Here is a 20,959-nt window from a genome sequence, read left to right on the forward strand (position 1 = left end):
TTAAATTCCTTGTTCTAGGGGGATAAAAGGGGGGGGGGAATTTAACTCTAACTCGCCGGGCTTTTTATGTCAACGGGAAAACGCGCTAATTTTGCACAAATGTGCAGAGATTGTTTGTAGGTCGCATATTTTCTATTGATTAATAGCCTTTGATTAAAGTGTTACTGTTGATGTTTATTGTCAGTATCTGGGCGTTTGAAGGTTTTTTAGTGAAGTTGCACATTTGGCCACAGCACAGTTTTGCTGTTGGTAGGTGTTTGACTCTTTGCGGAATAATAACGTTTTATAGTGGCACAGGCGAGAGGTTGCTGCGCTTGCTGTTTGAAACTTTTGTTCCCAAATGATTGCTATGCCGGTGCTGTATTGTCAGTTTTCGTGCCGTAAAATAAGTACTGGATTAAGTAATGGAGGAGCCCAGTGTCTGAAGCAACCCTAGTTTTGATTAAACCTGATGGCGTGAAACGTAACCTAACGGGTGAAATTCTGCGGCGAATTGAACAAAAAGGTTACAAAATAACTGCCTTGCAGATGCTGCATGCAACTGAGAAACAGTTAGCGTCACACTACGCTGAACACGCTGGTAAACCATTTTATGAGCCGCTTTTGGAGTTTATGAGCTCCGGTCCGCTGGTCGCTGTGCGAGTTGAGGGCGAGCGAGTTATTGAAGGTTTCCGCGTGCTCGCAGGCACCACTGACCCGACAACAGCTGCCCCCGGCACAATTCGAGGAGATCTGGGGCGTGATTGGGGGCTCAATGTGCAACAAAACTTAGTTCATGGCTCAGATAGTCCCGAATCAGCGGCGCGAGAGCTCGCGCTCTGGTTCGCCACAGCATAAAAATACTGCGCTATCGGGCGCAGCCTCGTCTACAACTGCGTTTAAGTTGAAACAGTGACCCCTTAAGGAAGCGGGAAAGATAGATGCAGCCAGCGCGGTCAGTAAAACCTTTTGAAGTTGTAAGTCAGTATCAGCCAAGCGGTGATCAGCCTAAAGCTATTGCTGAGCTTGCCGCACGGCTTAAAGCGGGCGAAACAGATGTGGTGTTGCTGGGCGCTACTGGCACCGGTAAATCAGCAACAACCGCCTGGCTGATTGAGCAAGTGCAACGCCCCACGCTAGTGTTGGCGCATAACAAAACACTCGCTGCGCAGTTGGCTAATGAGTTTCGGCAATTGTTGCCTCATAATGCTGTCGAATATTTTGTCTCCTACTACGATTATTATCAGCCAGAAGCATATGTGCCGCAGACTGATACTTTTATCGAAAAAGACTCAAACGTTAATGCGGAGGTGGAAAGACTAAGACATTCCACCACAAATTCACTGCTGAGTCGACGTGACGTTGTAGTGGTTTCAACTGTTTCATGCATTTATGGATTAGGTAAACCCGAAGAATACTATGAAGCAATGTTGCCGCTTGCTGTTGGTGATGAAATAGATCGTGAGGTGCTAATCCGCAAGCTCATCAGCATGCAGTACAACCGTAACGATATTGACTTCGTGCGCGGAAATTTTCGAGTCAGAGGTGACGTTATCGAAATTATTCCAATGTATGAAGAACTAGCAGTACGCATTGAAATGTTCGGTGACGAGATTGAAGCGTTGAGCTTTCTCCATCCGGTTACGGGCGAAGTTTTGCGGCAAGTAGATGCGGTGAGTGTGTTTCCGGGATCACACTATGTGGCAAGTGATGCGGTTGTAAAGCGGGCCATCAAACAGATTAGTGAAGAGCTTGAAGAGCGCTCTGCTGAACTGAAAAAACAAGGCAAATTAGTTGAAGAACAAAGACTGCGGATGCGCACCACGTTTGACTTAGAAATGCTGGAGCAGATTGGTTTTTGCAGCGGTATTGAAAATTATTCACGTTATATGGATGGTCGTGCAGCAGGAGAAGCTCCGCACTGCTTACTCGACTATTTCCCAGAAGACTTGCTTGTGGTGATTGATGAATCACACGTCACGGTGCCGCAAATCGGTGCTATGTATGAGGGAGATGCATCACGCAAACGTACGCTCGTTGAGCACGGCTTTCGGTTGCCGAGCGCACTTGATAACCGACCGCTGCGGTTTGATGAGTTTCAGGAGCGTATTGGGCAGGTGGTTTATCTTTCTGCAACGCCTGGTAAATATGAACTGGAGCGTGCCGATGGGGTAGTGGAACAGATTATTCGACCAACCGGTTTGGTGGATCCAAAAATCGTGGTGAAGCCGACGGCGGGACAAATTGATGACCTGTTAGAACAGGTGCGGCAACGTGTTGCCCGTGACGAAAGAGTTTTGGTTACAACTTTGACCAAAAAAATGGCTGAGCAGCTTACCAGCTTCATGGAAGAAGCAGGGGTTAAAGTTCGTTATCTGCATTCTGATGTTGACACACTGCAGCGAGTTGAGCTGCTAAGCCAGCTACGTGCCGGAGTTTTTGATGTCCTGGTTGGCATTAACCTCCTACGTGAGGGGCTTGATTTACCCGAGGTTTCACTGGTCGCCATCTTAGATGCTGATAAAGAAGGGTTCTTGCGTTCAGCAACCAGCCTGATTCAGACTATAGGGCGCGCAGCGCGTAATGTTAGCGGCGAAGTGCATATGTATGCTGATAAAACTACGGCGGCTATGGAGCAGGCGATTGAGGAAACCAATCGTCGCCGCGAGCTGCAACTGTCGTACAACAAAGCGCACGGAATTGATCCACAACCGCTGCGCAAAAAACTCAGTGATATTACGGAAATGTTAGCTCGTGAGGCCGCTGATTCAGACGCTCTAATAAGAGATACCGGAGCTGCGAAACTGCAAAATAAGACAGAGCAGCTATCCGGGACAGCAGAGCTGGAAACGCTTATTGCTGACCTTACTGCGCAAATGTTAGCCGCTAGTGCGGAGCTGAAATTTGAGCTTGCGGCACGGTTGCGTGACGAGGTAAAGGATCTGAAACAGCAACTGCGGCGAGTGCGTCAGGGTATCTAAGCGTATCAACTGTTGCCGGAACCCGTTTAGCGGGTGTAAACATCGAGATGATTTCCAACGGTGCCACGATCATAGATTTTTCCCTGCGCTCCGAACGGGGTGTCGAACACTGTGCCCAGAGGCGCATCTCCTGCTAGCACGATGAAACCAGCGCCATCGGAGACGAATCCAGCATCGCTAACGTGTCGGCCAGGGATCTGCAAGCCCCCGCCTGGCAACACCTGTTGACTATAGTACGTGAATTTGTAACCGCCCCAGTTAATCACCCCGCGGAACATCAAATCATCCAGCGAAAATTGTGCTGGAGCCGGGGCGGCAGCGGCTTTTTTCTCAAGCTCTAAAGCGGTTGCCTCGTGCAACCTGTCTAGCCTTGCAGTTAGCAGCGAGTGGCCTTGAATTTCAAGGGTTTGAGCAGCGTTGTGAGGTGCATACGGCGTCGCAAGTGTTTGCGGTGTAGTCGAAGCGAAGGAGGAGGTTGCAGCCAATATAATTGCTGCCGTCACCGCAACTGTGCCGCGCATACGATGTAGAGTGCCGGTTCCTTGAAATTTAAAAGTATGTCCCTCAAAAGCACTAAAATGATGCGGCACCAACTGGGTTACAGCGGTGCTCTGTATATCTGCCCCTGCGCTCTTGTATTGCTGCCTCATCTTGTTTCAACTCTAGCAGCACACTTTATTTTCGGGGTGCACCGCTACAATGAAAAGGTGAATAAAATAGCTTCGCAGCCGGCTGTTGTGCTTGATCCGCAGCAACAAATTAAAGTCAGTGGTGCACGCGTGCACAATCTACAAAACGTTAGCCTGCAGATCCCTCGGGGGAGTCTGACAGTATTCACCGGGCTCAGCGGGTCGGGCAAATCGAGTCTCGCTTTTGACACGATCTTTGCGGAGGGGCAACGCCGCTATGTGGAGTCTTTGAGTGCCTACGCCCGGCAGTTTTTAGGGCAGGTGGATCGTCCCGACGTGGATTTTATAGAGGGTCTGAGCCCGGCAGTTTCCATTGATCAAAAATCAACTAACCGAAATCCGCGCTCAACTGTGGGCACCATAACTGAAATATATGATTATATGCGACTGTTGTGGGCACGGGTCGGAATTGCGCACTGTGCTGAGTGCGGTGAACTAATTCAGTCGCAAACGGTGCAGCAGATTGCGGATCGCCTTTTGGAGTTACCGGCAGGCACCAGATATCAACTTCTGGCACCGGTCGTCGTGAAGAAAAAAGGCGAATTTGTTGAACTTTTTGCAGAATTAGCCGCGGCAGGTTTTGCACGTGCGATTATCGACGGAGAGTTACATCAACTTGCTGACCCACCAACCCTTAAGAAACAAGACTGGCACTACATTTCGGTGGTGGTTGATCGTTTAGTAGCAAAACCAGAAATTGCTGCGCGGCTGACCGACTCTCTAGAGACCGCTTTACGTCTGACCGGTGGCATAGTTGAGGTTGATTTCCCGACTCGCTCTGGGGAAGCAGCAGCTCGCGAACCTTTGCGCTTCAGCGAACATCGCAGCTGCCCCAATAATCACCCCGTGCAGATAATGGAAGTGGAACCTCGCACCTTTTCATTCAACGCGCCTTTTGGAGCCTGCGCAGAGTGTTCGGGACTCGGCGTGAAAATGCAGGTTGACGAAGAGCTTATCCTAGCTGACCCGGAGCTAACACTGCGTCAGGGTGTGCTGTTACCGTGGGCATCCTCGGGTAAAGGGATGATGCAGTACTACGAGCAGGTGTTAACTGCGCTTGCTGCTGAGCAAGGGTTTGACCTCGACACACCGTGGAAAAAACTCAGCAAAACAGTGCAGAAAATGCTGCTGCACGGGAAAAATTACAAAGTGCGGGTAATGTACAAAAATAAGTACGGACGCGAGGTTAGCTATCGCTCCGGCTTTGAGGGAGTGATACCCTTCGTGGAACGCCGGCACAAAGAATCCGAGAGCGACAGTGCACGCGAACACTGGGCTGCTTTTTTACGCGACGTACCCTGTTCTTCGTGCCAGGGGGCTCGACTGAAGCCTGAAGTGCTGGCAATTACCGTGAATGGAAAATCAATTTCGGCGGTAACTGAGCTGAGCCTTGCTGATGCTCAGGATTTTTTTGCAACAGTAGAGCTGACAGCAAGGGAAGCGAAGATAGCGGCTCAGGTGCTACGTGAAATTCGAGCCCGTTTTGAGTTTTTAGTTGAAGTTGGTTTGGGATATCTAACGTTATCTCGTGCTGCTGGCACTCTTTCCGGGGGCGAAGCGCAGAGGATTCGGTTAGCAACGCAAATTGGATCCGGGCTGACGGGCGTACTGTATGTTTTAGACGAGCCCTCAATCGGCTTACATCAGCGAGATAATCGGCGGCTTATCGAAACTTTGCTGAAATTGCGTAATCTTGGTAACACCTTAATTGTTGTCGAGCATGATGAAGAAACGATTGCCGCAGCAGACTGGATAGTTGATATTGGTCCGGGAGCAGGGGTTGAAGGAGGCACGGTGGTGCACTCCGGCCCGGTTGCGCAACTGCTTGAGAATCAGCAATCGATTACCGGGGCTTACCTGTCGGGACGTCAAGCCATTACTACTCCAGCAAACAGGCGAAAAATTGATGCCAAACGGCAGCTGGAGGTAGTAGGAGCTCGCGCCAATAACTTGCAAAACGTCTCCGTGAAGTTTCCGCTCGGTGTGCTCACCGCGGTTACGGGGGTGAGCGGTTCGGGTAAATCAACTTTGGTTAATGACATCCTTTATCGAGTGCTCGCAAATAAACTAAACGGAGCGCATCAAGTGCCTGGCAAACACACGCGGGTTAATGGGTTGGAGCTATTAGATAAGGTTGTGCATGTTGATCAAGCACCGATCGGTCGCACTCCGCGTTCTAATCCGGCAACCTACACCGGTGTTTTTGAGAAAATTCGTAAACTTTTCGCAGAAACCCCCGAAGCAAAAGCACGGGGATATCAGGCTGGGCGTTTTAGTTTTAACGTCAAAGGGGGACGCTGCGAAGCTTGCAGCGGTGATGGCACCATTAAGATAGAAATGAATTTTCTGCCAGACGTTTACGTTGCTTGCGAGACTTGTGGCGGCAAACGTTTTAATCGTGAAACCCTGCAGGTAAAGTACAAAGGCAAAAACATTTCTGAGGTGTTGGAGATGCCAATCGCGACTGCCGCAGAGTTTTTCAAACCAGTTTCCGCGATCCATCGCTATCTGCAAACTTTGGTAAATGTGGGTCTGGGTTATGTGCAACTCGGACAAAGCGCCACTACGCTCTCGGGTGGCGAAGCTCAGCGAGTGAAGCTTGCTGCTGAGCTGCAGAAACGTTCAAATGGAAGAACTATCTACGTGCTTGACGAGCCCACCACCGGCCTGCACTTTGAAGATGTGAGAAAACTGCTGCTGGTGCTAAACGAGCTGGTAGATAAGGGGAACACTGTAATTACCATTGAGCATAATCTAGATGTTGTGCGCAGTGCAGACTGGATTATTGATATGGGTCCGGAAGGTGGATCAGGGGGAGGTACTGTGCTTGCTACCGGAACTCCAGAAACAGTTGCGGCTATCCCAGCAAGCCACACAGGGCGTTTTCTCGCAGAAGTGTTGGCGGCACACCCGAGCCCAGTAAAATAAGCAGATGCAAGATAACCGCAGTGCATTTCGCCCAGCACCGGGAGAAATCCCGAAATCCCCGGGAGTTTACCGTTTTCTAGCTGTTGATGGCAGCGTCCTTTATATTGGTAAAGCGAAAAACCTGCGGCAGCGTCTGGCTAATTATTTTCAGCCACTGCACACACTCGCGCCTCGCACAATGCAGATGCTGCAGCGTGCCGCAGCGCTTGATTGGACTGTTGTAGGAAGTGACACTGAAGCTCTAGTGTTGGAACAACAGCGAATCAGGGCTGAATTGCCGCCGTACAATGTGGTGTTCCGAGATGATAAGAGTTTTCCATATCTTGTGGTAACGCTCGGTCATGAAGCGCCACGCTTGGAAATTACGCGCCGTAAAAACATTCGCGGTGCAAAATATTATGGGCCTTACCCTAAACTGTGGGCACTGAAGCAAACCTATGAACTACTAATCCAGGCTTTCCCTATTCGTACTTGTAAAGACAGCGATTATAAAGCGGCTATGGCCTCTGGAAAACCATGTTTGGCCGGGCAGATTGGGAAGTGTCACGGTCCCTGCAGTGGCAGAGTAACCATTTCTGCGCATCGTGAAATGGTTACTGAAATGGTGAATTTCTTGAACACCTTAGACAGTAGAAAAGTAGCGCAGTTGCAGCGCAGTATGCTGGAAGCGGCAGCTGCTCAAGAATTTGAAAAAGCTGCAAAATTACGTGACCAGATGCTAGCGCTGCAGCAAATTCTAGAGAGTAACCACGTGGTTTTGCCGCAACTTTCTGCTGCAGATTTCTTTGCGCTCTACAGCGATGACCTCACCGCCAGCGTGCACCAGTTTATTGTGCGAGACGGGCGTATTCGGGGGGAGCGTAGCTGGTTGGTGGATATTGAACTCGAGCAGCAACCAGGCGATCTGATGGCGCAAGTGCTGCAAGATGCGTATCAAGATAATGCCGCGGCTCCGCAAATTTTTGTTTCCGTGCTGCCGAGTGAGTTGGAAGCGGTGCAGGAGATACTGAGACAAACGCGGCCACGGCGCGGAACCGTCAAAATCACGGTGCCAGAGCGCGGTGACACTGTGCAGCTGTTGCAGACGGCAACCAAAAATGCCGGAGAGCAGCTGCAACGATACAAGTTGAAACGTGCCAGCGATCTGACCAGCCGCACCGAGGCTCTGGCGGGTTTGCAAGAGGCCTTAAAGCTAGATCGTCCACCGCTGCGCATTGACTGTGTGGATGTGAGTCACATGCAGGGCACCAATGTGGTAGCCGCGGTGGTTGCCTTTGCTGATGGACTGCCACTGCAAGACGCTTACCGGAAGTATAAAATTTCGCAGACGCGTGATGACACTGATTCGATTCACCAGACCGTTAGCCGCCGAGCCGCGCAGTGGCTGCGAGAAGAGGCTGAGCTGCGTAGGGAGACAGCTGCAGCACTTCAACAGGTTGCCGCGGCGGGTGAAAAATTTGCCACCGTGCAAGGGGTGCAGCGGCGACGGCGCAGTGTGACACGGCCCGATTTGCTGCTGGTTGATGGCGGAGTGCCGCAGGTGAATGCCGCTGTGCGGGCGCTTAGTGAGCTCGGGGTGACCGATGTTGCAATCTGCGGTATCGCAAAGCGGATGGAGGAGCTGTGGCTTCCGGATGAGCAATATCCAGTGATCTTACCGCGCCAGAGTGAGGAGCTATTTCTGTTGCAACGGATTCGTGACACCGCGCATCGTTTTGCGATTACTTTTCAACGGCAGCAGCGGGAAGCTGCGATCAGTACTGCGCTCGCACAGATTCCCGGTATCGGTGATAAACGAGCAGCGCAGTTACTACAACATTTTGGTTCATTGCACAGGGTTCGAGAGGCCACGCTGGCGCAGTTGCAGCAGGTTCCGGGCGTTGGTGAAGCAACTGCAACTAAAATTTTTGCTGCTTTGCGAGCAGAACGTGCAGCGAGCATGACACAGCCCGATTTTTCGGCATAGAATTGGTGTAGACGCTAGAGACATTGGCGAGGGAAGTATGACACAACAACTGCAGGTAACGCAAGATATTCTCATCGTTGCGGGAATGTCAGGTGCTGGTCGCAGCACTGTCGCAAACACCCTGGAAGATATGGGCTGGTATGTTGTTGATAATTTGCCTTTGCGCCTGCTTACCACGCTTGCGGATATGGCGGATCGCGCTGATGGGGCGGTGCCGCGAATAGCGGCCGTTATTGATTCACGAAGTCTTGACCTGGCCGCTCAAGTGCGAGAAACAGTGGCAGAGATGTCATCCAAAGCGCGCGTGCGGATTTTGTTCCTTGATGCTACAGACGATGTTCTAGTGAGACGCTATGAATCAGTGCGGCGGCCCCACCCGCTCATGGGAGCCGGCAGTGTCAGTGAAGGGATTAGTGCGGAACGTGAGAGGCTCCGAGAGCTGCGGGGTATGAGTGATTTCGTGGTTGATACTTCACGTTATAACGTGCACGAGTTAACCACCAAGACGAGGGAGCTTTTTATCGCTGGAGACGCACCACAGCTGCATGTGATTGTGCAAAGTTTTGGTTTTAAATATGGTGCGCCGAGCGATGCTGATTTGATGATTGATATGCGGTTTTTGCCGAATCCATTCTGGAATCAAGAGTTACGGCAGCTTACAGGGGAGGATTCGGCAGTGAGTGAGTTTGTGCTGCGGCAGGAAGGCGCTGGGGAATTTTTAGAGCACTACTTGGCTGCTCTGGCGCCGGTTTTTAATGGATATCAAAAGGAAAATAAGCGTCATGTGCTATTGGCGGTGGGATGCACCGGAGGTAAACATCGCTCGGTTGCCACTGCACAGTATCTGAGTGCTAAACTAAGTGAGCTACCAGGGGTGCAGGTGACTCTACGTCATCGTGACCTCGGGCGCGAGTAACGTCATAACTGCGGTTACTACTAACTTTGCCGTGGTGCTGATATGCCTGTGGTGATTAGTGCGCAGTGACCGTTTGTGCACAAAATTTCGCGCGGTAACAAAATTATTTGTTCTGCCGTAAAATTGTTTTGCCATACTAACCAGTTTCGTGAAAGGAAACCCTGTGACAACAACTTCTCCAGCTAATTCAACAAGTGCAGTTCGTGCAGAGCTGGTTAAAGTTGTGGCCAATCAACAGAGCGTCCGGAATGCGGAACTCGCAACAGCGTTACGGATTGCGGGCGGTTTACATACTATTTCTGGGCGTATTGCCTTGGAGGCAGAGTTTCATACCCCGCATATTGTGCAGCGGGTACGTAAGTCGCTTTTTGAAATTTATGGCGTTTATGCGGAGGCAAAGCAGCTGCCTGCTGGCAACACTAAACCGGGGCATCCGATGTTCTTGGTGCGCATTATTGAGGGTGAGCCTTTGGCGCGCCGCTTAGGGCTGTTGGATCAGCGTCGCCGTCAGATTCGGGGGTTGCCTAACCGCTTAATCACCGGTTCTACAGAGGAGCTTGCCGCTATTTGGCGCGGCGCGTTTTTGGCTCGCGGTATTCTCACTGCCCCAGGCCGCACCGCGAGCATGGAGGTGACCTGTCCGACTCCGGAGGTAGCGATGGCGCTTGTTGGCGCAGCAGCACGTCTCGGGGTTGCGGCGAAGAGTCGTGAGATTCGTGGCCAAGTGAAGGTTCTGATTCGCGACAGCGAAGCAATCGCCCAGATGCTCGGTGTGATGGGTGCGCCGCGGGCGCGCGAGGTGTGGAACAGTCAGCGCAAGGCGCGCGAAACCCGCGCCACCGCTAATCGTTTGGTTAACTTCGACGATGCCAACCTGCGACGTTCAGCGCAGGCTTCAGTTGCGGCTTGTGCGCGCGTGGAGCGGGCACTAGAAATCCTGCAGGAGGATGTACCGGAGCACTTGAAGGTTGCGGGTTTGCTGCGTTTGGAACATCGCGAGGCAAGTCTGGACGAACTCGGGTCTAAAGCTGATCCGCCCCTCACCAAAGACGCTATTGCGGGTCGGATTCGACGGCTGCTAGCTATGGCTGATAAGGCAGCTGCAGCGCAGGGGATCCCGGGTACCGAGGCGAATCTGCCGGCTGCCTCCTGAGCGGTAAGCTGCACAAATGTGCAGTTTTAGTGATTGTTGGATATTTTCTCAGCATTTGTTCCGACTGTGCTTCTATAATTTGCTTGGAGGGCAACTATGCTCTCGCATAGAATATAGAAGGGCAGCGTGATGGGCACACGTATTGCAATTAATGGTTTTGGGCGGATTGGGCGCAACTTTATTCGCGCTGCCGTGCAGCAGGGAGCGGCGTTTGATATTGTTGCCGTGAATGACCTGACGGACACCGCAACGCTGGCGCATCTGCTGCGGCGTGACACTGTTGGGGGTTTGTTTGGTGCCGATATTAGCCACGATGACACCAGCATAACTGTAAATGGTGACCGGATTAGGGTGCTCAGCGAGCGTGAGCCAGCGGCTCTGCCGTGGGATGAACTTGGCGTTGACATTGTGATCGAGAGCACCGGTAAATTCACTGACGCGGAAGCCGCCGCAGCTCATCTAGCTGCGGGTGCGAAAAAAGTTATCGTCTCTGCGCCTAGCAAGGGCGCGCCGATGTTTGTGATGGGTGTAAATGAAGACACTTATGATGCGGCTACCCAGGATGTGCTGTCAAATGCCTCCTGCACCACTAACTGTTTGGCGCCACTTGCGAAAATTTTCAATGATGCCTTCGGCATTGAGCAAGGCTTCATGATGACAGCGCACGCATATACCGCGGATCAGCGGCTGCAGGATGCGCCACACTCAGATTTACGGCGCGCGCGGGCGGCTGCAGAAAACATTGTGCCAACTTCAACTGGCGCGGCGAAAGCAATCGGTAAGGTAATTCCAGAGCTTGACGGCAAGCTCAGTGGCTCGAGCTATCGGGTTCCAGTTCCGGTGGGCTCAATCGTCGATCTCAATCTGATCACCACGCGGGATGATCTCAACGTGGCGGAAATTAACGCTGCTTATGAGAAAGCCGCAGCGGGCGCGTTTAACGGGGTACTTGATTACAGCACCGATCCGCTGGTTTCAAGTGATATCGTGGGTAACCCAGTGCCAGCGATTTTTGATGCCGAATTGACCGCGGTGCAGGGTAACCTCGTGAAGGTTTCAGCGTGGTACGACAACGAGTGGGGATACACAAACCAGCTGGTGCGTTTCACTAAATATGTAGCTGACAAGCTCTAAAAATACAGCTTAGCTGTCCTGCAGGCGGTATTCTTGTTATGAGAATGCTGCCTGTAGGTTTCTTACTGCTACCGAGAGGGGAAGTTAAGTGCGTACTATTGAAACCCTGGGAAAGCTCACTGGAAAGACGGTTCTGGTTCGAGCAGATTTGAATGTGCCGCTGAAAGACGGTGTTATTACCGATGACGGACGGGTGCGTGCCGCAAGCAAAACTCTGCAAACTCTGCGTGATAGCGGCGCAAAAATTGTGCTTATCAGCCACCTTGGGCGCCCGAAGGGGCAGGTTGAGGAGGCCCTGAGTTTGCGGCCGGTAGCTGAGCGTCTGGGTGAGGTTTTGGGTACTACCGTTGATTTTGTGACCGCAACCGTCGGTGCGGAGGTTACAGAAGCTGCATCAAAGCTGCAAAACGGTGACGTGCTGTTGCTTGAAAACTTGCGTTTTAACGCGGCGGAAACCAGCAAAGATAAGGCTGAGCGTGCGGCTTTTGCGCAGCAACTGAGCACTGCGGTGGCAGCCGATGCCTTTGTGCTTGACGGTTTCGGGGTGGTGCATCGCCAGCAGGCGAGTGTTACCGAACTTGCCGAAATCCTGCCTAGTGCAGCCGGTGAACTTGTGGCTGCCGAGGTTGCAGTACTGGAGCAGCTCACAACCGATGCCGCTCGCCCCTACACCGTGGTGCTCGGTGGCTCTAAAGTTTCAGACAAGCTGGGCGTTATTGATCACCTTTTAGAACGAGTCGATACGCTGCTGATTGGCGGCGGCATGGTTTTCACGTTCCTGGCTGCCAAGGGCTACAGTGTTGGAGCTTCGCTTCTGGAAGAGGACCAAATTCCTACCGTGCTCGAATACCTTGAGCGCGCTGCAGCTAACGGCGTTGAGATTGTTTTGCCAACAGACATTGTGGTGGCCGAGAAGTTTGCTGCTGATGCGGCGCACGAAACTGTTGCCGCTGACAAGATGACCGAGACCGCCTTCGGCAAAGCCGGCATGGGGCTTGATATTGGCCCAGCATCAGCTGCGTTGTTTGCTGAGAAGATTCGGGCTTCAAAGACTGTGTTTTGGAATGGCCCAATGGGAGTTTTTGAGATGCCAGCTTTTGCCGCCGGTACTCGCGCGGTCGCCAAGGCTCTCACCGAGTGCGCAGGGCTAGCAGTTGTTGGCGGTGGCGATTCAGCCGCTGCGGTGCGGCTTTTGGGGTTTGCCGACGCAGACTTCGGGCATATCTCCACCGGCGGCGGTGCTAGCCTGGAGTTCCTCGAAGGCAAGCAGCTGCCTGGGCTGGAGGGGCTGAAATAATGACTACACAGCGTAAGCCGCTAATCGCCGGCAACTGGAAGATGAACTATGATCACTTGCAAGCGATTGCGTTCGTACAAAAACTCGCCTGGTTGTTAGCTGATGCAAAATATGACGCCAGCGCGGTTGAGGTTGCAGTTTTTCCGCCGTTTACTGATTTGCGTTCAGTGCAGACTCTACTAATGGCTGAGAAAATCAATCTGGCACTTGGCGCGCAGGATGTTTCCGCGCAGTCACAGGGTGCCTTTACCGGAGACATCGCAGCGGACTTCCTCGAGAAACTCAATGTTTCTTACGTGATAGTGGGGCATTCGGAGCGACGCGCTGGTCACCATGAAACCGATCAACTAATCGGGCAGAAAGCTGCAGCTGCGGCTGCCAAGCACCTGGTGCCGGTGATTTGCGTGGGGGAGACCGCGGCAGATTTGGAGGAGCACGGTGCTGCAGCGGTGCCGGTGCGACAGCTTGCTGGTGCCTTGGCCGAACTGCCGGAAAATGCAGAGTTTGTGATTGCCTACGAGCCGGTCTGGGCGATCGGGAGTGGGCAGGCAGCAACCGCTCAGCAGGCCCAGCAGGTTGCAAAAGCTCTACGAGAAGAACTGGAGCGACTGCGTGGTGTTGAGTGTGCTGCTGCAACTAGAATTCTCTACGGCGGATCAGTAAACAGCGAGAATATCGCAGGTTTTATGGCGCAGCCTGATGTTGATGGGGCTCTGGTTGGCGGTGCCAGCCTGAAAGCTGAAGAGTTCACAAAAATCATTCAGTTCCCGCAACATATCACGGTATAATTATTGTTTGTATATTTGTTGGGTTTAGCTTTATAGCTGCTACAGAAAGGCCATCGTGGCTGTTCTACAGATTATTTTTTCAGTGCTGTTGGTACTCACCAGCTTTCTACTGATTGTTTTTGTGCTGATGCACAAGGGTCGCGGTGGCGGTCTCTCCGATATGTTCGGTGGCGGAGTTACCTCTAATCTTTCCAGCTCCGGCGTTGCTGAGCGTAACCTCAACCGCATCACCGTTATCGTAGCAATCATTTGGTTCCTGTCAATTGTCGGGCTCGGTGTGATTGCCCGCTTCGCGCTGGTCTAACCGGAATAGCGCGAGTAATTAAGGGAGTGAATTAATGTCAGGCACACAGGCCATTCGTGGCGCCCGTGTTGGCTCCGGTCCTATGGGCGAGCTTGATCACGGCGCGCGCGCCGAGCGCATCACCGTTTCATACTGGGATGCCCTCGGTAACGAAACAGTGCGGTCATACGCAGCTGATATCAATCCTGATGATATCCCTGAGCAGATTGATTCCCCAACAACCGGTTTGCCAGCCGGACGGGATAAAAATAATCCGCCGCAGCCCGAGAAAACCGAGCCATATAAGACTCACCTCGCTTACGTGAAAGAGCGCCGCACCCCGGAAGAAGGGGAAAGATTGCTTGAGCAGGCACTGCAAAAATTGCGGGAGCGTCGCGGCTTGGTGCGAGCTGCTGCGGCTGAGCTTGATAAAAAATGACCATAAAAAACTCCCGCCACGGCGGGAGTTTTTTATATCAGCGAGGTGAAGTGTTAAAGGGATTGTTTTAGAGCCAGTACCGCGCCAGGGTTCAAGCTGCAGAGCTCAGGCGTGCCGGTGCTCGCTAAGCACTATTTCAGCCATCGTTAGAGTGCGTCAGGTTAACTGCGACACTTGCTAAATCATCGGTGATAACCGTCAGCAAGTTGCAGCCTTTGTCTCGCAGCACAGCGGCATCTCCGGCAGCCTGCGACCGCACCAGCTGCCAGAAGGTGTTGCCCGTGCCGTCCGGGATATCGCAGTCAGCAGCTGGAAGTACCAGGATTTGCAGGAAAGCTCCAGTGCCGCGCCCACCCTTGTGGAACTGTCCGGTGGAGTGGAGATAGCGTGGCCCAAAATTAGCCGCCACTGGGATGCCCAATGTAGTTGCCAACTGGTTACGCAGAGCTGCGAGCGCAGTCATAGACAAAGCAGTACGAGGTCCGAATACCTGCACCATCAGGTAGTCTGCATTTGCGGTAAGCGTTGGCAGCTGTGCCCCTAAAGCTGTCACCGCAGCGGCATCAAGAGGTGCTGCGATGGAGTTTGCGGAGCTCTCCGCTAGAGCAGAACGCGCTGCAACTTTCGCAGACTCTACATCAGGCTGATCAAAAGGATTCAGTCGCAGCAGGTAACCGATGGCAGCGGTCGCAACCATCCAAACCACCAACTGCGCACCGACATCACCAACAACTGCGATTTCGTTCGCCGCTAATTCATGGTCAGGTTTTTCGGGGAGGTGGATCCGCCACACATGCTCCAGTACGTCCGCAGCGAACTCGGGGGAGTTGTTCTGAACTGCGATCGGCAGCACGCCCTTACCGTCTTTGCCCGTAGACTCCGCAACGAGCTGCTCAATCCAGTCGCCAAGGAAATGATACTCATGGCTATTGGGTGCAATCGCTGCAATGAAAGCTTTTGGATTGCTTAGGAGCGCGGCTGCCAGCTGCAGCGCTGGGTTTGCTGCATCATCCTTTAGACAGGTGCGCAGCGCCGCCTCCGCATCGTTGACTAAGGGACCGAGTTCAGCGCCTGCAAGGGTTGGTGGCACCAGTCCAAAAGCGGTGAGCGCCGAAAAACGCCCGCCAACATGAGGGTCTGCAAGAAACATTTGATAACCCTGAGAACGCCCGTAAACTTCCAGTTGCGAGCCAGGGTCAGTGATGAGAATGATGCGCTCATGCGCGGCAATTCCCTGCGTTGCAAAAGCCGCTTCAAAAGCAGCCAGATGGGCGCGAGTCTCCGCTGTTGTGCCTGATTTAGAGCTGACCACCACCGCAGTGTGGCTGAGATTTTTCGTGGTCTGCTCCAGAACCTGAGTGGGGTGGGTCGCATCAAGCACAGTGAACGGTACATTGCACCATTCGCTGATAAGTTCTGGTGCGAGGGAAGATCCACCCATTCCGCACAGCACAATTTCATTAACATGTGCGGCGTTTAAGCTACTGCGTAACTCCGCCGCGCTAATCAGAATCTCGTTCGCGGAATTCGCAAAGTCTAGCCAGCCGAGACGGATTTCCGCCTCGGCGGTAGCAGCCGGCCCCCACATAGTGGCATCGTGAGCCGAGAGCTTAGAGGCAAAACAATCTGTAACGAGCTGTGTTAAAAGCTTGGAATATGCCGGGGTGGGGTTCTTAAAAATAATTTCCATGCGTGCTCCTCACCTCAAACCAAATCGCGCAGCGTCTGCCAGGCAGCAAGAAACTGTTGTAGCCCCTGTGCCTCTAGTGCTGCTGTTAGCTCGGTGTAGTCGATATCGTATGTCGCTAAGCGATCCAAAACTTGCTTACTCGCGGCGAAATCAAAAACTGGTGGCTGCACTGTGTTTGCATCAAGCTCGCTGAGTGCATCAAGGGTCGCCGGTGGCAGGGTATTGACGGTGTCGGCGATAGCTAATTGCACAGCGTAGTGAGTCGGTGGCAGGCTGGCATCTTTAACCCCGGTAGAAGCCCACAACAGCCGCTGTGGTGCCGCTCCGGCCTGCAACAGTTCTGTAGCGCGAGCCGTCGCCAGATGCTGCTGCCAGATTTCATAGCAGCAAATCGCGTTGGCAACTCCGACACGGATGGCGAAATCGCGGGGTACCGACTCGACCGCAGCGACTGCGGTGTCAAAGCGCGACACAAAAACACTCGCTACAGAGCGAATCCGTGCCAACTCAAGACCTTTGGCACGCGCGGTTTCCAGTCCCGCAAAGTAAGCCTGCAGCACTTCACGGTACCGCACCACACTGAAAATCAAAGTCGCGTTAACATTGATACCCATGCCGATGAGCTCAGCGATTGCGTGCACTCCCGCCGGGGTTGCAGGAACCTTAATCATGAGGTTTGGCATTGCTACCTGCTGCCACACCATAATTGCCTGAGATACGGTCGCTGCGGTGTCAGCCGCGAGGTGCGGATCGAGCTCCAAAGACACATAACCGTCTCGGTACTGCGATGCTTCGTAGACCTCGCTGAGCGCAGCGCACGCCAGTTTTGCATCGATGATAGCTGCTGCAAGGATACGCTGATCTACCCCGATATTCGCAAAGTCGCTGCTACTGCCCCGATAGGTGTCGCTGTGCTGCAGTGCTTGCGCGAAAATTGCCGGATTGCTGGTAACGCCCACAACCTGTTGCTCCGCGACCGCGCGTTGCAACCCGCCCGATGTTACAAAATCACGGGAAAGATAGTCGAGCCACAGGCTCTGCCGGGCCTCCGTTAAAGCAACGGTTGCGGGTGTTACAGTCATGCGCTCAAACTCTCTTTAGCAGCGGCAACAACCGCTTCAGCGGTGATGCCGTACTCGCGGAACAGGGTTTTGTAGTCAGCGGAAGCGCCGAACGTTTCAACCGAAACGTGACGCCCACGGTCACCAACGTAGCGCTCCCAGCCCAGGCTTAAGCCGGCCTCTACCGAGACGCGGGCGGTGACTGTAGGTGGCAGTACCTCTGCCTTGTAGCTTGGATCTTGTTCCTGGAACCATTCTAGGCATGGCGCAGATATCACACGTGCGCCAATGCCATCTGCGGCGAGGGTATCACGAGCGGCAAGCGCAATCTCTACCTCGGAACCGGTTGCAATCAGAATCACATCTAGCGACTCCAGCGGTGTTTCGGCGAGCACGTAGGCGCCGCGACGCACGCCTTCAGCGCTGGCTAGGGAGTTTTTGGTGGCGGCAGCGGTGCCGCGCTCGAATACCGGCAGGTTTTGGCGGCTCAGTGCAAGACCGGTCGGACCGCCGTGGCGAGTTAGAATCTCGTGCCACGCGATGCTGACCTCGTTCGCATCTGCCGGGCGCACCATCGCGAGGTTAGGAATTGCTCGCAACGCAGCGAGGTGCTCCACCGGTTGGTGGGTTGGGCCGTCTTCGCCGAGTGCCAAGGAATCGTGGGTCCATACGAAGATGCTCGGAATATTCATCAGCGCGGCCAGTCGCACGGCGGGGCGCATGTAGTCAGCGAACTGCAAGAACGTGCCGCCGTAGCTGCGGGTTTTACCGTGCAGCTGGATGCCATTCAAAATCGCACCCATTGCGTGCTCACGAATACCGAAATGCAGCACACGCCCGTAACGGTCTCCCGTCCAGGTGCTAGTGCTGTGTTCCGCCGGAACAAAGCTTGCCGCGTTAGGGATTGTGGTGTTGTTTGAGCCTGCAAGGTCAGCGGATCCGCCCCACAATTCTGGCATTAAAGGCGCGAGGGCAGCTAAAACTTTACCACTCGCCGCGCGGGTCGCAACTGCGGTTCCTGGTTCGAAAACTGGTAACGCCTCTAGTACCCCCGCAGGAAGTTCTTGAGCCTCCAGTCGTTGCAGCAGCGCGTAACGCTCAGGATTAGCGGCAGCCCACGCATCAAATTGCTGCTGCCAGGCTGCTACATCAGCAGTTGCACGGGTCACCAGCTCACGGGTGTGGGCGATGGTTTCGGGTGCCACCACGAAGGTCTGCTCTGGGTCAAATCCCACTGCACGCTTTAGGCCTTGCAGCTCGTCGCCGCCGAGCGCGGCACCGTGAATGCCCCCGGTGTTTTGTTTTTTAGGGCTTGGCCAGCCGATAATTGTGTGCAGAATAATCAGCGTTGGGCGCTGCGTGTCTGCTTGTGCCTCAGCAATCGCATCATAAAGAGCGTGCACATCTTCGTCGTAACCCTCAGCTTTGCGCCAGTTAACGTCAAGCACCTGCCAGCCGTAGGAGCGGTAACGTGCTGCAACATCCTCGGTGAACGCGATATCGGTGTCGTCCTCAATCGAGATTTTGTTGGAGTCGTAAATTGCAATGAGGTTGCCGAGCTGTTGATGGCCGGCGAGAGAAGCAGCCTCAGCTGTTACACCCTCTTGAATGTCGCCGTCGCCGGCGAGCACATATGTGAAGTGGTCGAAAGGGCTTTCGCCAGCCGGTGCATCAGGGTCAAAAAGACCACGTTCGTAGCGCTGCGCGTAAGCGAAACCGGTTGCAGATGCCAAACCCTGCCCAAGTGGGCCGGTGGTAATTTCAACGCCTGCGGTGTGCCCGTACTCTGGGTGCCCCGGGGTTTTTGAGCCCCAGGTACGCAGGTCTTTGATGTCTTGCAGCTCCAACCCGAAACCACCTAAGTACAGCTGCACATACTGAGTGAGTGAGGAATGACCGATAGACAGGATGAAGCGGTCACGCCCTAACCAGTCGGTGTTTTTTGGATCATGGCGCATCACCTTCTGATAAAGCAGGTACGCCACGGGGGCCAAGCTGATTGCACTGCCGGGGTGCCCGTTGCCTGCCTTCTCGACTGCGTCTGCTGCTAGCACGCGCGCGGTGCTTACGGCAAGGTCATCAGCGGCTGTCCACTCAAGTGGCTTCATTGCGTTTTCTCCTGGGTTGCTTGAAAAATCAATATCAAAAGCGTACTAAAATATATTACCGCTTCGGCGAGGTGGCTGTCTGAACAAACGACACAGCATTCCTTGAACTTTAAGGCGTAAAATGAGCGCTGATGTCTACACAAGCTTGCACCCCAGAAACCAGTGCTCCTAGAGCAGCTGTGAAGCCAACTCTGATGAGCACAGTTAAAGCCTACGTGGCACTCACAAAACCGCGCGTAATGGAGCTACTTCTGGTGGTTACCGTTCCGGCAATGATTCTTGCTGCCCGCGGGTTACCTGACTTGTGGCTGGTGATTGCAACGCTCATCGGCGGTGGTGCGAGCGCCGGTAGTGCGGGCGCGTTTAATTGTTACATTGACCGCGATATGGATCGCAAGATGAACCGCACCAAGGGGCGGCCGCTGGTAACTGGGGAGATTAGCGATCGCAATGCCCTTATTTTCGCTTGGGTGCTGGGGATCTTCTCAGTTGTGTGGATGGCTATTTTCACCAACTGGTTAGCAACGCTGCTGACCGCGCTTGCCAATTTCTTCTATGTTGTGATTTACACCCTGATTCTGAAGCGGCACAGTGAACAAAATATCATTTGGGGTGGAATCGCCGGCTGCTTCCCGGTGCTGATCGGGTGGGCTGCAGTTACCGAAACCTTGAGCGCTGAAGCCTGGATTTTCTTCCTGGTGATTTTCTTGTGGACCCCGCCACACTACTGGCCACTCTCAATCAAGTACCGCGAAGACTATGCAGCCGCCAGCGTGCCGATGCTTGGCGTGGTGCGGGCCCGCAGCACTGTAAGTTTGCAGATCATTCTGTACACTTGGGCAACCGTGGCTTCTTCGCTGCTGCTGATTCCGGTAGCGCCAATGGGGTGGACATACACCGTTATTGCTTTTATTTCAGGCGCGTATTTTATCTACGAGGCTCACAAGCTTTACGGCAAAGCTATTCGCGGCTCTGAGGGTAAGCCAATGCGCGTCTTTCACGGCTCTATAGCCTACCTCACGGTAATTTCGCTTGCGATGGCGCTGGATCCACTGTTACCAGCATGGAACCAATTCCTGCCTGTTAATTAGCCTTGCGTTAGTAAGCCTTTCGCAGGGTGCTGTGCACAGCAGTTCCGCGCTGCTTTTTCGCTAAGCCCTTTGTGTGGTGCTATAGAGGTATTTCTGCGCAGCTGTGCTTGTGCGCCCGGGCGCTGAGCGCAAAGTCTGAGATTAGCACAATCCGCATACCAAAAGTTTTGCTAGAAAGCCGTTTTCACGGTTTTCAGGCGCATAATCAAAACCACCAGGGTCGCAACAGTTAAGGAAGCCAAAACCATATGCACCCCAACTGCGAATGCTGGCAGACCGTTGCGTGCTTGATACACGCCAACAAAAATTTGCACTGTCATCAGCAGCAGCAGCGCAATGCTCCACCGAGTAGTCGGGTATTCTGACTGAATCGACCACACCACCAGCAGCAGCAAAAGCCCGGCGGTGATATACCCCGGCCAGGAGTGCAGGTGCGCCAGCAGCGAGGCATCAAAG

The 20,959-nt window shown here is 53.4% G+C and carries 16 protein-coding genes and 1 pseudogene; 12 read left to right on the forward strand and 5 right to left on the reverse strand.

Annotated features, from left to right (window positions below; translation table 11 throughout):
• Window positions 1-417 precede the first annotated feature (417 nt).
• Entirely contained in the window at window positions 418-837 is a 420-nt protein-coding gene (gene ndk / locus F5897_RS00715; RefSeq protein ID WP_183304128.1) for a nucleoside-diphosphate kinase, read from the forward strand.
• 83 nt (window positions 838-920) lie between these two features.
• Window positions 921-2,960 (forward strand): excinuclease ABC subunit UvrB, encoded by a 2,040-nt coding sequence (gene uvrB / locus F5897_RS00720; RefSeq protein WP_183304129.1) that lies wholly within the window; start codon window positions 921-923, stop codon window positions 2,958-2,960.
• 26 nt (window positions 2,961-2,986) lie between these two features.
• On the opposite strand, the gene F5897_RS00725 is transcribed toward uvrB, so the two are convergent.
• The gene (locus F5897_RS00725; protein WP_183304149.1) at window positions 2,987-3,610 is read right to left on the reverse strand and encodes a hypothetical protein; all 624 of its coding nucleotides are present in this window, start codon (window positions 3,608-3,610) and stop codon (window positions 2,987-2,989) included.
• Window positions 3,611-3,667: 57 nt separating this feature from the next.
• On the opposite strand from F5897_RS00725, the gene uvrA reads away from it, so the two are divergent.
• From uvrA to F5897_RS00770, 9 genes are all read left to right on the forward strand, one after another.
• Entirely contained in the window at window positions 3,668-6,577 is a 2,910-nt protein-coding gene (gene uvrA, locus F5897_RS00730; protein WP_425485640.1) for an excinuclease ABC subunit UvrA, read from the forward strand.
• Between the two features lie 4 nt (window positions 6,578-6,581).
• A complete protein-coding gene (gene uvrC, locus F5897_RS00735; RefSeq protein ID WP_183304130.1) occupies window positions 6,582-8,543 on the forward strand; it encodes an excinuclease ABC subunit UvrC in 1,962 nt (653 codons plus the stop codon).
• Window positions 8,544-8,580: 37 nt separating this feature from the next.
• Complete coding sequence (gene rapZ, locus F5897_RS00740; protein ID WP_183304131.1) at window positions 8,581-9,459, forward strand: RNase adapter RapZ; 879 nt, start codon at window positions 8,581-8,583, stop codon at window positions 9,457-9,459.
• Between the two features lie 163 nt (window positions 9,460-9,622).
• Window positions 9,623-10,612, forward strand: coding sequence for a DNA-binding protein WhiA (gene whiA, locus F5897_RS00745; RefSeq protein ID WP_124824041.1), 990 nt, complete (start codon window positions 9,623-9,625; stop codon window positions 10,610-10,612).
• 129 nt (window positions 10,613-10,741) lie between these two features.
• The gene (gene gap / locus F5897_RS00750; protein WP_183304132.1) at window positions 10,742-11,746 is read left to right on the forward strand and encodes a type I glyceraldehyde-3-phosphate dehydrogenase; all 1,005 of its coding nucleotides are present in this window, start codon (window positions 10,742-10,744) and stop codon (window positions 11,744-11,746) included.
• An 88-nt stretch (window positions 11,747-11,834) separates the two neighbouring features.
• A complete protein-coding gene (locus F5897_RS00755) occupies window positions 11,835-13,043 on the forward strand; it encodes a phosphoglycerate kinase (protein ID WP_183304133.1) in 1,209 nt (402 codons plus the stop codon).
• Window positions 13,043-13,831, forward strand: coding sequence for a triose-phosphate isomerase (tpiA, locus tag F5897_RS00760; RefSeq protein WP_183304134.1), 789 nt, complete (start codon window positions 13,043-13,045; stop codon window positions 13,829-13,831). Before F5897_RS00755 ends, tpiA begins: the two co-directional genes overlap by 1 nt.
• 55 nt (window positions 13,832-13,886) lie before the next feature.
• A complete protein-coding gene (secG, locus tag F5897_RS00765; RefSeq protein WP_124824045.1) occupies window positions 13,887-14,135 on the forward strand; it encodes a preprotein translocase subunit SecG in 249 nt (82 codons plus the stop codon).
• 34 nt (window positions 14,136-14,169) lie between these two features.
• Window positions 14,170-14,553, forward strand: coding sequence for an RNA polymerase-binding protein RbpA (locus tag F5897_RS00770; RefSeq protein ID WP_124824046.1), 384 nt, complete (start codon window positions 14,170-14,172; stop codon window positions 14,551-14,553).
• A 136-nt stretch (window positions 14,554-14,689) separates the two neighbouring features.
• Here F5897_RS00770 and F5897_RS00775 read toward each other — a convergent pair whose 3' ends face one another.
• From F5897_RS00775 to tkt, 3 genes are read right to left on the reverse strand one after another with little or no spacing between them, the layout of a single operon-like run.
• Window positions 14,690-16,243 (reverse strand): glucose-6-phosphate isomerase, encoded by a 1,554-nt coding sequence (locus F5897_RS00775; RefSeq protein ID WP_183304135.1) that lies wholly within the window; start codon window positions 16,241-16,243, stop codon window positions 14,690-14,692.
• A gap of 14 nt (window positions 16,244-16,257) precedes the next feature.
• Window positions 16,258-17,325: a transaldolase gene (gene tal, locus F5897_RS00780; protein ID WP_183304136.1), complete on the reverse strand. Its 1,068-nt coding sequence runs from the start codon at window positions 17,323-17,325 to the stop codon at window positions 16,258-16,260.
• Entirely contained in the window at window positions 17,322-19,412 is a 2,091-nt protein-coding gene (gene tkt, locus F5897_RS00785; RefSeq protein ID WP_183304137.1) for a transketolase, read from the reverse strand. Before tkt ends, tal begins: the two co-directional genes overlap by 4 nt.
• 131 nt (window positions 19,413-19,543) lie before the next feature.
• Here tkt and F5897_RS00790 point away from each other — a divergent pair, with 131 nt between their 5' ends.
• Entirely contained in the window at window positions 19,544-20,503 is a 960-nt protein-coding gene (locus F5897_RS00790; protein ID WP_124824050.1) for a heme o synthase, read from the forward strand.
• 170 nt (window positions 20,504-20,673) lie between these two features.
• On the opposite strand, the pseudogene F5897_RS00795 reads toward F5897_RS00790, so the two are convergent.
• Window positions 20,674-20,959: pseudogene (locus F5897_RS00795) on the reverse strand (COX15/CtaA family protein); the annotation flags it as partial.

It is taken from the genome of Canibacter oris (assembly GCF_014197205.1).
Taxonomy (GTDB): Bacteria; Actinomycetota; Actinomycetes; order Actinomycetales; family Microbacteriaceae; genus Canibacter; species Canibacter oris.

Coding starts and splice junctions, on each gene's coding strand:
- tal (WP_183304136.1), bottom strand. CDS start 17,325: ATGACTGTAACACCCGCAACCGTTGCTTTAACGGAGGCCCGGCAGAGC.
- uvrC (WP_183304130.1), top strand. CDS start 6,582: ATGCAAGATAACCGCAGTGCATTTCGCCCAGCACCGGGAGAAATCCCG.
- F5897_RS00775 (WP_183304135.1), bottom strand. CDS start 16,243: ATGGAAATTATTTTTAAGAACCCCACCCCGGCATATTCCAAGCTTTTA.
- tpiA (WP_183304134.1), top strand. CDS start 13,043: ATGACTACACAGCGTAAGCCGCTAATCGCCGGCAACTGGAAGATGAAC.
- gap (WP_183304132.1), top strand. CDS start 10,742: ATGGGCACACGTATTGCAATTAATGGTTTTGGGCGGATTGGGCGCAAC.
- F5897_RS00725 (WP_183304149.1), bottom strand. CDS start 3,610: ATGAGGCAGCAATACAAGAGCGCAGGGGCAGATATACAGAGCACCGCT.
- F5897_RS00770 (WP_124824046.1), top strand. CDS start 14,170: ATGTCAGGCACACAGGCCATTCGTGGCGCCCGTGTTGGCTCCGGTCCT.
- tkt (WP_183304137.1), bottom strand. CDS start 19,412: ATGAAGCCACTTGAGTGGACAGCCGCTGATGACCTTGCCGTAAGCACC.
- F5897_RS00790 (WP_124824050.1), top strand. CDS start 19,544: ATGTCTACACAAGCTTGCACCCCAGAAACCAGTGCTCCTAGAGCAGCT.
- uvrB (WP_183304129.1), top strand. CDS start 921: ATGCAGCCAGCGCGGTCAGTAAAACCTTTTGAAGTTGTAAGTCAGTAT.
- rapZ (WP_183304131.1), top strand. CDS start 8,581: ATGACACAACAACTGCAGGTAACGCAAGATATTCTCATCGTTGCGGGA.